Source organism: Mesorhizobium qingshengii (assembly GCF_900103325.1).
GTDB classification, from domain to species: domain Bacteria; phylum Pseudomonadota; class Alphaproteobacteria; order Rhizobiales; family Rhizobiaceae; genus Mesorhizobium; species Mesorhizobium qingshengii.
Map to the genome: position 1 here is coordinate 17021 of NZ_FMXM01000011.1, position 13421 is coordinate 30441.

The 13421-nt window shown below is 62.7% G+C and carries 10 protein-coding genes; 7 read left to right on the plus strand and 3 right to left on the minus strand.

Going from position 1 to position 13421, the window contains the following annotated elements; genetic code table 11:
• The first annotated feature begins 239 nt into the window (after positions 1 to 239).
• The 4 genes from BLS48_RS18195 (at position 240) to BLS48_RS18210 (ending at position 6575) form a co-directional block, all read left to right on the plus strand.
• Complete coding sequence (locus BLS48_RS18195; RefSeq protein WP_091580128.1) at positions 240 to 1892, plus strand: ABC transporter substrate-binding protein; 1653 nt, start codon at positions 240 to 242, stop codon at positions 1890 to 1892.
• Between the two features lie 226 nt (positions 1893 to 2118).
• Complete coding sequence (locus BLS48_RS18200; RefSeq protein ID WP_091580131.1) at positions 2119 to 3153, plus strand: ABC transporter permease; 1035 nt, start codon at positions 2119 to 2121, stop codon at positions 3151 to 3153.
• 12 nt (positions 3154 to 3165) lie between these two features.
• The gene (locus BLS48_RS18205) at positions 3166 to 4323 is read left to right on the plus strand and encodes an ABC transporter permease (protein WP_091580134.1); all 1158 of its coding nucleotides are present in this window, start codon (positions 3166 to 3168) and stop codon (positions 4321 to 4323) included.
• A 47-nt stretch (positions 4324 to 4370) separates the two neighbouring features.
• On the plus strand, positions 4371 to 6575 hold the full coding sequence (locus BLS48_RS18210; RefSeq protein WP_091580138.1) for a dipeptide ABC transporter ATP-binding protein: 2205 nt from the start codon (positions 4371 to 4373) through the stop codon (positions 6573 to 6575).
• Positions 6576 to 6602: 27 nt separating this feature from the next.
• Here BLS48_RS18210 and BLS48_RS18215 read toward each other — a convergent pair whose 3' ends face one another.
• Complete coding sequence (locus tag BLS48_RS18215) at positions 6603 to 7193, minus strand: transglycosylase SLT domain-containing protein (protein ID WP_091580141.1); 591 nt, start codon at positions 7191 to 7193, stop codon at positions 6603 to 6605.
• Positions 7194 to 7410: 217 nt separating this feature from the next.
• Between BLS48_RS18215 and BLS48_RS18220 the strand changes: the two genes are divergently transcribed.
• Both BLS48_RS18220 and BLS48_RS18225 read left to right on the plus strand, forming a co-directional pair.
• Complete coding sequence (locus BLS48_RS18220) at positions 7411 to 8949, plus strand: trimethylamine methyltransferase family protein (RefSeq protein WP_167365141.1); 1539 nt, start codon at positions 7411 to 7413, stop codon at positions 8947 to 8949.
• A gap of 64 nt (positions 8950 to 9013) precedes the next feature.
• Complete coding sequence (locus BLS48_RS18225) at positions 9014 to 11440, plus strand: GcvT family protein (protein WP_091580147.1); 2427 nt, start codon at positions 9014 to 9016, stop codon at positions 11438 to 11440.
• 22 nt (positions 11441 to 11462) lie between these two features.
• Here BLS48_RS18225 and BLS48_RS18230 read toward each other — a convergent pair whose 3' ends face one another.
• The gene (locus tag BLS48_RS18230) at positions 11463 to 11855 is read right to left on the minus strand and encodes a DoxX family protein (protein ID WP_091580150.1); all 393 of its coding nucleotides are present in this window, start codon (positions 11853 to 11855) and stop codon (positions 11463 to 11465) included.
• Positions 11856 to 12054: 199 nt separating this feature from the next.
• On the opposite strand from BLS48_RS18230, the gene BLS48_RS18235 reads away from it, so the two are divergent.
• On the plus strand, positions 12055 to 12543 hold the full coding sequence (locus tag BLS48_RS18235; protein ID WP_091580152.1) for a hypothetical protein: 489 nt from the start codon (positions 12055 to 12057) through the stop codon (positions 12541 to 12543).
• Between the two features lie 78 nt (positions 12544 to 12621).
• On the opposite strand, the gene BLS48_RS18240 is transcribed toward BLS48_RS18235, so the two are convergent.
• Complete coding sequence (locus BLS48_RS18240; RefSeq protein WP_091580155.1) at positions 12622 to 13398, minus strand: VOC family protein; 777 nt, start codon at positions 13396 to 13398, stop codon at positions 12622 to 12624.
• Positions 13399 to 13421: the final 23 nt, after the last annotated feature.

Consider the following 13421-nt stretch of genomic DNA (forward strand, 5'->3'; position numbering starts at 1 on the left):
GCGGCTTGAGACTGGCGCTGTCCGGCCCTGGGTAAATGTCTCAGTTTAATCAACTATCGAGATTCCAGCGGAATCCGTCGGGCAGTAGCAATTTTGCGTCAAGACTGTCGTTATCACGCGAACCGCCCCCCTTCCAAAGTTGCACATTCCTGGACATGTTCCCAATCCATGTCGTCTTTGACATCAGGGCCTGGATGCGGAATGTTAAAAGGCGGAAAGCCAACAATGGGAGTTAAGTCATGACGATTTACAAGAGTAATGGCGATCGCGTTCCGGATCACATCCTGGCCATGGCCGAAGAAGCCAAGGCAGGCAAGGTCGATCGCCGCGAATTCCTGGCCATGGCCAGCGTGTTCGGTGCATCGACGGCGATGGCCTACGGCTTGCTCGGCCTCGCCGACCCGACGCCGGCCAAGGCCGAAGAGGTAAAAGGCAAGAAGGGCGGCACGCTCAAGGTCGCGCAGTGGATCAAGGATCCGAAGGACCCGCGCAAGTCCGACTGGTCGGAAATCGCCAATGCCGAGCGCCAGGCGCTCGAGCCGCTGGTGAAGTACACCACCGAATACACGTTCCGCCCCTATCTGCTGGAAAGCTGGGACGTGAACGACGACGCCACCGAATACACGCTGCATGTGCGCAAGGGCGTGACGTGGTCGAACGGCGATGCATTCACCGCCGACGACGTCATCTTCAACCTGAAGCGCTGGGGCGACAAGAAAGCCGAAGGCAATTCCATGCCCGGCCGTCTCGGCTCGCTGGTCAAGGACGACAAGCTCGACGAAAGCGCGGTGACCAAGAAGGACGATCACACGGTCGTGCTGAAGCTCACCAAGCCTGACATCGCGCTCATTCCGAACATGTGCGACTATCCCGGCCTCATCGTCCACAAGAGCTTCGACGAGAAGGGTGGCGACTTCAAATCCTGCCCGATCGGCACTGGACCGTTCGAGCTCGTGTCCTACGATGTCGGCCAGAAGGTGGTCTACAAACGCCGCGCCGACAACAAGTGGTGGGATGGCGAGGTGTTCCTCGACGGCATCGAGTTCATCGACTACGGCACCGATCCGGCGGCCATGGTCAGCGCCTTCGAAGCTGGCGAAGTGCACACCAACTTCGAAACCTCGGCCGACTATGTGTCGATCCTCGACGGCATGAACCTGGTGAAGTCGGAAGTGGTGACCGCGGCGACCATCGTGTGCCGCACCAACGTCAAGAACAAGCCCTATGACGACCAGAAGGTGCGCAACGCGTTGCAGCTCGGTGTCGACAACAATGTCGTCCTCCAGCTTGGTTACGGCAATGCCGGCACCGTCGCCGAGAACCACCATGTCTGCGCCATTCATCCGGAATACTTCCAGCTGCCGCCGATCAAGCGCGACCCGGCCAAGGCGAAGGCCCTGATGGCGGAAGCCGGCCAGGCCGACTTCGAGCACGAACTGATCACCGTGGACGAGGACTGGCACAAGAACACCGGCGACGCGATCGCCGCCCAGCTGCGCGACGCCGGCATCAAGGTGAAGCGCACCGTGCTCCCGGGTTCCACGTTCTGGAATGACTGGACGAAGTATCCGCTGTCGATGACCAACTGGAACATGCGCCCGCTCGGCGTCCAGGTTCTGGCCATCGCCTACCGCACCGGCGAAGCCTGGAACGAGGCGGCCTGGTCGAATCCCGATTGGGATGCCAAGCTCAACGCCGCGCTTTCGGTCGCCGATGCGGCCAAGCGCAAGGAGATGATGAAGGATATCGAGCAGATCCTGCAGGATTCCGGCATCATCGTCCAGCCATACTGGCGCAAGCTCTTCAGCCACTCGGTCAAGGCGGTGCAGAACTACAAGATGCACCCGACCTACGAGCATGACTACGGCAAGGTCTGGCTCGACCAGGCCTGATCCGGATCGAAGGGGAGAGGGGCCTTGCTCCTTTCCCCTCACTCTTTAGCAGCGATCTGAAGCCACGAGTGTGCACCGCAAAAAAATGCGGACTCCCCGGACAAGGTCGTGCAATAAATCAAGAGCTGATCGCATCCGAGGGCCTGTTTGACAGCCGCCCCGCCGGTAACGGCGGGCAAGGCTTTGGAGCCGGCTCAAACCCCAACCCCATCGGCAGGGGGCCGCCATGCTTTCTTTCGTTATCAGGCGTCTCGGCACCATGGCATTGACGATGCTGTGCCTGACGATGATCGTCTTCTTCCTGATCAATCTCGAGCCCAATCTGAAGAAGCTGGCGATCAGCCAGACGGAGATGCACACGTCGGCCGAGCAACTCGAAGGATGGCTGGCCAATCACGGCTACCGGCAGAACTTCTTCGTCCGCTACGGTCAGTGGCTTGGCGTCCTGCCCAAGCAGCCGGTGACCGACCCGACGACAGGCAAGCCGGCGCAGCGTTTCACCTTTTGCAACGATCCGGTGGTGCCGACCTTCTCTGGCGTTCTCGAAGGCGATTTCGGCTGCTCGACCAAGTTCAAGGCGACGGTCGCCTCGAAGCTGTTCCCCGCTCTTGGCGCCACCGGCATCCTGATGTTCTGGGTGCTGGCGGTGATGGTGCCGATCTCGCTCTTGATAGGCATCCTGGCCGGCATGCGCGAGGGGTCGCGAACCGACCGCGTGCTTTCGGTGGCCTCGATCGCCTCGACCGCGACACCTGAATATGTGTCGGGCGTCATCTTCACCGTCATCTTCGCCTCATGGCTCGGCTGGCTGAACGGTTCGGCCGCATCGGCAAGCCAGGGCATCACCTTCTATAATTTCACGCTGCCCGTCATGACGCTGGCGATCTACGGCATCGGCTATATCGCCCGCATGACGCGCGCTTCGATGGTCGAGGTGATGACTCAGCAATATATCCGCACTGCCCGATTGAAGGGGCTCTCCTTCGGCAGCGTGGTTGTGAAACATGCGTTGCGCAATGCGTTGATCGCGCCCTTCACGGTCATCATGCTGCAGTTTCCGTGGCTGCTCACCGGCGTCGTCATCGTCGAAGTGATGTTCCGCTATCAGGGCTTCGGCTACACGCTGGTCGAGGCGGCCGGCAACAACGACATCGATCTGCTGCTCGGCTGCTCGCTGGTCTCGGTGTTCATCGTCCTGATCACGCAGCTCATTTCCGATGTCGGCTACGCGTTTCTCAATCCGCGTATCAGAGTCCAGTAGGAGATCAGGCGGATGCAGGTCGAATATATCAGCGCCGTCAATGTCGTACTGGGAGTGCTGTCGCGCTTCTGGCCGGTGTGGATCGCGCTCGTCATCGTGATGGGAGCAAGCTTCGCCTACAAGAAGAAGCTGGCGCTCTACGGGCAGCTGTTCGACAGCGGCGTCGGCATCGTCGGCGTCGGCATCTGCCTGTTCTGGCTGTTCACGGCCATCTTCGCCGCGACCATCTCGCCCTTCGATCCGCTCGCCCAGGTGCCGATCATGAAGGACGTGTTGCCGGGCGGGATCGAGCCGCAGTCGGGGCTGGTCTATCTTTTCGGCGGCGACAAGCTGGCGCGCGACGTGTTTTCGCGCATGGTCTATGGCAGCCAGATCGTGCTCATCATCGCCCCTGCCGCGACGGGCTTCGCGCTGATGGTCGGCATCACGCTCGGCCTGCCTGCCGGCTACTATGGCGGCAAGATCGACACCGTGCTGTCGTTCCTGGCCAACCTCGTGCTCGCCTTCCCGGTCATCCTCTTGTTCTACCTTCTGGTGACGCCGGGCATCATGGATACGCCGATCCCTTATGCGCTGGCTGGCGTGTTCTTCCTGTTTCCGATCATCTTCTTCAGCGTGCTGTTCTGGACGCGCTACAAGAACCGGCCCGACCGGATCTACATCCTGCTCGGCCTGACCTTGGTGATCGGCGGCTGGATCTATGTCGGCCTCGTGTTCGACCGTGACCCGCTGCACATCGTGCATATCGATCCCAACCAGCTCAATATCTTCGTGGCCGTGGTGTTCGCCTCCAGCCCCGGCGTGTTCCGCATCGTGCGCGGCCTGGTGATGGACATCAAGACGCGCGACTATGTGGCGGCGGCGCAGACGCGCGGCGAATCACCCTGGTACATCATGCTGTGGGAGATCCTGCCCAATGCGCGCGGGCCGCTGATCGTCGATGCCTGCCTGCGCATCGGCTACACCACCATCCTGCTCGGCACGCTCGGCTATTTCGGCCTGGGCCTGGCGCCGGAAAGCCCGGACTGGGGCACCGCGATCAAGGACGCCAGCCGTCTGCTGCGCTCCTTCATCCACCCGGCGCTGCCGCCGACGATCGCACTGATGTCGTTCGTGCTGGGGCTCAACCTGCTCGCCGACTCTTTGCGTGAACAATCGATGAAAGACTGATTGACGGGCTTCGGCCCGCATCTGGTAAAATTGGATTGGAGCGACCCATGAATGAGGCAGTTCGAAATCCCGCCAAGCCGACCAATGGGCCGATCATCGAGATCGAGAACCTGTCGATCTCCTTCTTTACCCGCAAGGGCGAGATACCGGCCGTCATGGATTTTTCCTGCACGGTCATGCCGGGCGAGGCGATGGGCATCGTCGGCGAATCCGGCTGCGGCAAGTCGACCGTGTCGCTCGGCATCATGCGCGACCTCTCCAACATCGGGAAGATCGTCGGCGGCAAGATCAAGTTCCAGGGCAAGGACATGGGCGAGCTCTCCGACGAGGAGCTGCGTGCCATCCGTGGCAACAAGATCGCCATGATCTACCAGGAGCCGATGGCCAGCCTCAACCCTGCGATGAAGGTCGGCCAGCAGCTGATGGAAGTGCCGCTGATCCACGACAAGGTGTCGAAGGAAGAGGCTTACAAACGGGCGCTCGAAATGGTGCGCTCTGTCAAGCTGCCCGATCCCGAGCGCATGATGCGCTCCTATCCGCACCAGCTTTCGGGCGGCCAGCAGCAGCGCATCGTCATCGCCATGGCGCTGCTGTCGAAGCCGGCGCTGCTGCTGCTCGACGAGCCGACGACGGCGCTCGACGTGACGGTGGAGGCGGGCATCGTCGATCTGGTCAAGGGGCTGGGCGAGAAGTTCGGCACCTCGATGATCTTCGTGTCGCACAATCTCGGCCTGATCCTCGAGACCTGCGACCGCATCACGGTGATGTATTCGGGCGAGGCGGTGGAGACCGGCAAGATCAAGGACGTGTTCGACCGGATGCGCCATCCCTACACGCAAGGGCTGTTCCGCTCGATCCCGCTGCCCGGCGCCGACAAGAATTCGCGGCCGCTGATCTCCATCCCCGGGCAATTGCCGCTGCCGCATGAGCGGCCGAAGGGCTGCAATTTCGGTCCGCGCTGCCACCATTTCGTCGAGGGCGTCTGCAACGCCGCCGAGATTCCGATGATCGCGGTCGAAGGCCATGAAGGCCATTTCTCGCGCTGCGTGCGCTTCAACGAGATCGACTGGGAAGCGCTGCCGCCCGGCGCCAAGAAGGTCAATGAGCGCGTCGTGCCCGGCGCGCCGGTGCTGAAGATCGAGGACCTGCGGAAGTATTACAAGGTCGGCGGCAACGAGGTGTTCGGCTCGAGCGAGGGGCGTGTCGTCAAGGCCAACGAGACGATCTCGTTCATGGCGCGCGAATCCGAGACCGTCGCCATTGTCGGTGAATCCGGCTGTGGAAAGTCGACGCTGGCCAAGGTGCTGCTCGGACTTGAGACGGCAAGCTCGGGCACTGTCACGCTGGGCAACAAGGAAATCCAGTCGACCGGCGTCGAGAGCCGCAGCGTCGATACCGTGTCGTCGATCCAGATGGTGTTCCAGAACCCGTTCGACACGCTCAACCCCAGCCATTCGGTCGGCTCGCAGATCATCCGCACGCTGGAGAAATTCAAGGTTGGCAAGACGGTTGCCGACCGCCGCAAGCGGATGCTGGAACTGCTCGACCTGGTGAAGCTGCCGCGGGCCTTCGAAACCCGCAAGCCGCGCCAGCTTTCGGGCGGCCAGAAGCAGCGCATCGGCGTGGCGCGCGCCTTTGCCGGCGACGCCAAGGTGGTGGTGGCCGACGAGCCGGTCTCGGCGCTCGACGTGTCGGTGCAGGCCGCGGTGACCGAACTCTTGATGGACATCCAGCGCAAGAACAAGACGACGATGCTGTTCATCAGCCACGACCTGTCCGTCGTGCGCTACATCGCCGACCGCGTCGTCGTCATGTATCTCGGCTATATCGTCGAGCAAGGCACGACCGACCAGATCTTCGCGCCGCCCTATCACCCCTATACCGAGGCGCTGCTGTCGGCGATCCCGATCGCCGACACCAGCGTGGTGAAGCGGCATATCGTGCTGGAGGGCGACATTCCCTCGGCGATGAACCCGCCATCAGGCTGTCCGTTCCAGACACGTTGCGGCTACAAGAAGCTGGTGCCGGACAATCTGTGCGAGACCAAGGTGCCGCCGGTGAAGCATCTCGGCAACGGCCATATGAGCCTGTGCTGGCTTTCCGACGATGTGCTGGCCAAGATGGAGCCGGTGATCAAGTTCGACAAGGAACATGCCGCGCGTGAAGGCGTGCCGGAGGACGCGCCGCATGTGACGGACGCGGGCCCGACGGCCGCCGCGCCCAGGCGCCCACGTGGCAAGAAGCCGAGCTGACCGATCGAGGTTAGAGGCGCGGCGCGTTCAGTTGCCGCACTGGCTCAGCTGCTTTTCATAGTCCCGAGCCATCTTTTCGGTGGCCCGGGCATAGCCCTGGACGCCGGCGTCGCCGCGGTTGCCGCGGCCATAGGCGGTCCAGCCGAGATAGTAGGCGAGATAGAGATTGTAGGTGTCGTTGCGGGCAACACCGTAGGTGTCGGCGGTCTTGGAATGGTACCAACCGACGAAATCGACGGCATCGGCGAATTTCGTCCGCCGCGCCGCCCAGTTGCCGGTTTCGTTCTGATATTGCGACCAGGTGCCGTCCAGCGCCTGCGAGAAGCCGGTGGCCGACGAGACGTGCGTCCACGGAATGAAGCCGAGCAGCTTGGTGCGCGGCGGCCGGGCATTGCTCTTGAAACCGGATTCCTTGCGCACCGTCGCCATAAGCACGGGAACCGGCACGCCGTATTTCTGTTGCGTGCGCTCAGCCGCCGACTGCCAGTTGTCGAACCAGCCGTCGTTCTGGTCGAAGACGGCGCAGACATTGTTGATGTGGCTGGGTGCCGTCGCGCAGGCCGAAAGTGCCAGCAGCACGCCAACCGCTACAATTTTACTAAAACTCGACCTACGCATTGGCAGAGCAATAGGCCGAAATCATAAACGGAATCTTGCCGCCGTCGTTAACCGCTCGCCAGCGCATTTGCCCGGGAAGATACCATATTGATAATCCGACGCATTTCGTCGTTTTTTCTAAAGAGATATTGCATAAATGCCGCCTTGGCTAAAATCGCGCCCGCAAACGGCGTATTTCTGACAGCTTGGCTGGTTCGCCGGGGCTTTGATGCCGGGCATGAACGAGCCAAGACGCAAACGTGGCGCCGAGCGCACCAGCAACAGGGGCCCAACGCCCATTCCGCAACTGCCGCTCAGGCGGGTAACCAATCCCTATCCGCCGATGGCCCTGCTGTCGCCCGACCAGATCGAGCAGATCCACCAGGCGTCGATGCATATACTGGAGAATTTCGGCATCGAGGTGATGAGCCCGCGGGCGCTGTCGCTGTTCGAGAAGGCAGGCGCCACAGTCGATCATGCGACGGCGAATGTCCGTATCGACAGGGGCCTGGTCGCAGAAGCGCTGAAGACCACGCGGTCCAGCTATGTGTTGACGCCACGCAATCCGTCGCATGCCGTTCATCTCGGCGGCAACACCATCAATTTCACGCTCGTTGCCGGACCGCCCAATGTGCACGACATGGAGCGTGGCCGCCGCGCCGGCAATCTGCGCGACTACGCGGATCTCACCCGTCTGGCACAGCATTTCAACTGCATTCACATGCTCGGCAACCAGGTCTGCGCGCCGGTGGAACTGCCGGCGAATTCCCGTCATCTCGACACCTATTTCACCAACCTGACGCTGACCGACAAGAGCTTCCATGTCTCGGCGATCGGCCGGGGCAGGGCGCTGGACGGCATCGAGATGATGGCGATCGCGCGCGGGCTGACACTGGACCAGATGCGCGATGATCCCGGCATCACCACCATCATCTCGGTCAATTCGCCGCGCCGTTTCGACGAGATGATGGCGGAGGGGCTGATGACGATGGCCGAGTTCGGCCAGTCGGTGGCGGTGACGCCGTTCACGCTGATGGGGGCGATGAGCCCGGTGACGCTGGCCGGCGCGCTGGCGCAGCAGAATGCCGAGGCGTTGTTCGGCGTGGTGCTGACGCAGCTGGTGCGTCCCGGTGCACCGGTCATGTATGGCGCCTTCACCTCCAATGTCGACATGAAGTCGGGCGCGCCGGCCTTCGGCACGCCGGAGAACACCAAGGCCAACGTCGCGTCGGGGCAGCTGGCGCGGCGCTACGGGCTGCCCTACCGCACGACGCCGGGCTCGGCCTCCAACGCCGCCGACGCGCAAGGGGCCTATGAGACGCTGATGGCGCTGTGGGGCGCGGTGCTCGGCCACGGCAACCTCGTCTATCACGCTGCCGGATGGCAGGAGGGCGGGCTGACGGCCTCGTTCGAGAAGTTCATCATCGATGTCGAGATGATCCAGCACATGATGGAATTCTTGCGGCCGATCGAGGTCAACGAGGCCGAGCTTGCCGTCGAGGCGCTGGGCGCGGTGCCGACCGGTGGCCATTTCTTCGGCGAGCCGCATACGCTGGAGCGCTATGCCACCGCCTTCTACCAGCCGATGCTCTCCAACTGGCAGAACTACGAAGCCTGGCAGGAGGCCGGCGGGCTCGACGCCACGGCGCGCGCGACGCGACTGTGGAAGAAGGCGCTGGAAGAGTACGCCGAGCCGGTGATGGATGTCGCCGTGCGCGAGGCGCTGGAGGCCTATATGGCCAAGCGCAAGGAAGCTATCGGGCAGGGCGAGCCGTGATGCGCCAGTCTTCCTGTCTTGATTCACTTCATTCATCCAACACTCTGAAATAACGAGAAAACCTATGAAGTCGCATGCAAAGGTCGTGGTCATTGGCGGTGGCGTCGTCGGGTGCTCCGTGCTGTTCCATCTCGCTCGCCACGGCTGGACCGACGTCGTGCTGCTGGAGCGCGATGAGCTGACCTCTGGCTCGACCTGGCACGCGGCCGGCGGCATGCACACGATCAATGGCGACCCCAACGTTGCCAAGCTGCAGAAATACACCATCAGCCTCTACAAGGAGATCGAGGAGCTTTCCGGCCAGGCTACCGGCGTGCACCTGACCGGCGGCGTTCTCCTGGCGGCGACCGAGGCGCGCCTCGACTGGCTGCGCGGCGTCGTCGCCAAAGGCCGCTATCTCGGCATCGAACTGGAGGAAATCTCACCGAAAGAAGCAGCCGAACTGATGCCGCTGCTTGATCCCAAGCAGTTCGTTGGCGCCGTCAGAAACAAGGAGGACGGCCATCTCGATCCCTCCGGCGTCACCCATGCCTATGCCAAGGCCGCGCGCAAACTCGGCGCCGAGGTCGAGCGCTTCACCAAGGTTGAGGACATCGTGCGGCGTGCCGACGGGATGTGGCGTGTCATCACCAACAAGGGCGAGGTGGTGGCCGAGCATGTCGTCAACGCCGGCGGCCTGTGGGCGCGCGAGGTCGGCCGCATGGTTGGCCTCGAACTGCCGGTGCTGGCCATGGAGCACATGTACCTGATCACCGAGGACATGCCCGAGGTCGCCGCTTGGAACCAGAAGACCGGTACCGAGATCATCCATGCGGTCGACTTCGACGGCGAGCTCTATCTGCGCCAGGAGCGCGGCGGCATGCTGATGGGCACCTATGAGAAGGCCAACAAGCCGTGGTCCGAATTCGAGACGCCATGGAATTTCGGCCATGAACTGCTGGCGCCCGACATCGACCGCATCGCGCGGTCGCTGGAGGTCGGCTTCCGGCATTTTCCGGCCTTCCAGAACACCGGCATCAAGCAGATCATCAACGGCCCGTTCACCTTCGCGCCGGACGGCAATCCGCTGGTCGGGCCGGTGCGCGGCCTGCCGGGCTTCTGGGTCGCCTGCGGCGTCATGGCTGGTTTCTCACAAGGCGGCGGCGTTGGCCTGGCGCTGTCCAACTGGATGATCGAGGGCGATCCCGGCGCCGACATCTGGGCGATGGATGTCGCGCGCTATGGCGACTGGGCGACGATGGCCTACACCAACGCCAAGGTGCGCGAGAATTACTCGCGCCGCTTCTCGATCCGCTTCCCCAACGAGGAACTGCCCGCCGGGCGGCCGCTGAAGACGACGCCGGTCTATGATCTGTTGTCGGCCAAAGGCGCACGTTGGGGCGTCGCCTATGGGCTGGAGGTGCCGCTTTGGTATGCGCCGGAAGGCGTCGAGGACGAGTTCTCCTGGCGTCGCTCGAGCGATTTCACGCATGTGGCCAACGAGGTGAAGACGGTTCGCACCGGTGTCGGCCTGTCGGAGATTTCGAGCTTCGCCAAGTACAAGGTGACGGGTGAGGGGGCCGCGGCGTGGCTCGACCGCCTGCTTGCCTGCAAACTGCCGAAACCCGGCCGCATGACGCTGGCGCCGATGCTGAAGGAAGATGGCAAGCTGATCGGCGACTTCACGCTGGCCAATCTCGGCAGTGGCGGCTGGTTCCTCGCCGGCTCGGGAGTTGCCGAGCAATACCACATGCGCTGGTTCGAAAAGCACCTGCCTGATGATGGCTCTGTCCGCATCGAGGCGCTGGGCCAGAAGCTCACCGGCTTGTCGATCGCCGGGCCGAAGGCGCGCGATGTGCTGGCAAAGGTTACGCGCTCGGATGTTTCGAATGCCGCGTTTCCATTCATGGCCATTGCCAGCATGGATATCGGCATGGCGCCGTGCCTGGTCGGCCGCGTCAGCTACACCGGCGATCTCGGCTACGAGATGTGGGTGGCGCCGGAGTATCAGCGCGCCGCATTCCGGGCTCTGATGGCGGCCGGTGAGGAATTCGGCATCGGCCTGTTCGGTTCGCGCGCGCTCAACGCGTTGCGGCTGGAGAAGAATTACGGCTCATGGGCGCGCGAATACCGGCCGATTTACGGGCCGCTGGAAGCAGGGCTCGACCGCTTCGTCGCCTATGGCAAGGAGGCCGATTTCATCGGCAAGGCGGGAGCGCTGGCCGAGCGCAAACAAGGCGGCAGGCTTCGCCTGCGTGCCTTCATCGTCGATGCCGACGACGCCGATGTCATCGGCGACGAGCCGATCTGGTTCGGCGGCTCGGTGCGCGGCTGGGTCACCTCGGGCGGCTACGCGCATCATTCGAAAAAGTCCGTCGCCGTCGGCTATGTGCCGAAGGAGATCGCCGACGAGAGCGATGGTTTCGAGATCGAACTGCTTGGCAAACGCCACGCGGCGCGCATGCAGGCGGCGCCGCTGTTCGATGCGAATTTCGAGCGCATGAGAGGGTGAAGGCTCACCCTCTGTTCCGGCCTCACCTGTTGCCGCGGTTGTCCAGCGCGAAGGCGCCGGCGCCAGCAAAGAACAGATAGAGGAAGATGAAGCAGAACGAGATTGCCGAATCGCCACCGTTGTTGACCGGGAAGAAGTCACGCGGCATGTGCGCCATGAAATAGGCGATCGCCATTTCGCCGGCCAGAAGGAATGCCACCGGCCGGGTGAAAAGCCCCATCGCCAGCAATATGCCGCCGGCGAATTCGAGGATGCCGGCGGTGAGCGTCAGCCCGGAGAGGGCGTGCGGGTCGGCACTTACGGGAAAATTGAACAGTTTTTGACTGCCATGCTCGATGAATTGCAGCGCGGTCATGATGCGCAGAACGCCAAGGGCCTGCGGCTGGCATCGGGCAACGCCTTCTAAAAGCTTCATCTAAAACTCCATTTCACCCTCCCGACCCGGCCATAGATTATCGCCCGGCAATGGACCATTCACTTCCCGTGGAATGCCATCAACAATCGGTGAGTGGAAATGTTCCCCAGTATGACTCTCAAATGTTCTCGTCAGGGTTGCATTCATATCGCCATGGTTGTATCGGTAGGGACACTCTAAACATCTGGGTCCCTTCGCCATGAAAAAAGTCATCATCAGCCTATTCGCAATCCTTGCAGGCACCAGCTTCGCCATGGCCGAAGACGCCGGCTGCGAGGCCTTCAAATGGCCGGTGACGCGGGAACAGGTGCTGTTTGCCGCGGCGCCCGCAACGCCGTCTGGAGCGACGCTGGCGGTGGGGGCTGCCGCGGATCTGGCCCTGGTCCCGGCGGAGAGAGCCGGTTTTACGCTGCCGCCCGAACATGCTCCTGCATCAGGCACGTTCGGTGCCGTCGCCAGCGTGGAGGTGCCGACCGAGGGGGCCATTCAGATAAGCCTCTCAGGCGAGGCCTGGATCGATGTCATCCAGGACGGCCACGCGATCAAGTCGGCGGGCTATAGCGGCGTGAAAACCTGCCCCGGCATCCGCAAGAGCGTGCGCTTCAAGCTCGCGGCCGGCCCGGCCACCGTCCAGTTCAGTGGCGCGAAAAAGGCTGAGCTGAAGGTCGCGGTGTTGACGCCGGAATAGGACGGCCAGGCGGAGGAATGCGACCTTTCATCTGTCGTGCGATGAGAGGTCGTCGCTTCGTGCCAGCGGTGTCTGTCGTCAGCGCACCGGCGCCATCAGCGCGAAATGTGCGCCTTGCGGGTCCGCGCATTGCACGATCCAGCTGCCGCCGGGAACTTCCATTGGCCCCATCAGGTTCTTGCCGCCATTGTCGGTGACGCGTTTGGCCGCCGCGTCGATGGCCGGGACGTTGAAGTAGAACTGCCAGACCGGCGCCGGGATCTGTTCGGGCTTGTTCATGATGCCGCCGCCGGATTCGGGGCCGGCCGTAAAGGTCTGGTAGATGCCCATCGGGCCCATGTCGAAGTCACCCGCATTGGCCCAGCCGAACTGGTCGGAATAGAAATCGAACGCGGCCTTCCAGTCCGATGTGTAAAGCTCGTGCCAGCCGATATGGCCCGGCGTTGCGGCCGGCACGATGGGCTGGTCCGGACCGTTCGGCTGCAGGAACATGAACGTTGCGCCTTGCGGATCGGCGACGACGGCAAAGCGGCCGACACCGGGGATGTCGTCGGGCTCGCGGGGGACAGCTCCGCCGGCAGCCTTCAGTGCCTTGGTCGAGGCATCAACATCCTTGGTGTGGATATAGCCGAGCCAGGCGGGCGGCATGCCCATCTTGGCGGCGTCCTCGGGCATCGTCATCAGGCCACCTACGCCACGTTCGCCGACATTCATGACGATATAGCGCGGCATTCCGGGGGCCTTGTCGAAAGGCTGCGCCGTCCAGCCGACCACCTTGGTGTAGAACGCCTCGGCGGCGTCGAGGTTTGATGTCATCAACTCGTACCAGAAGAAGGGCATCGGGGATTTCGGCATTGTCGGTCTCCTCACCTTTATGG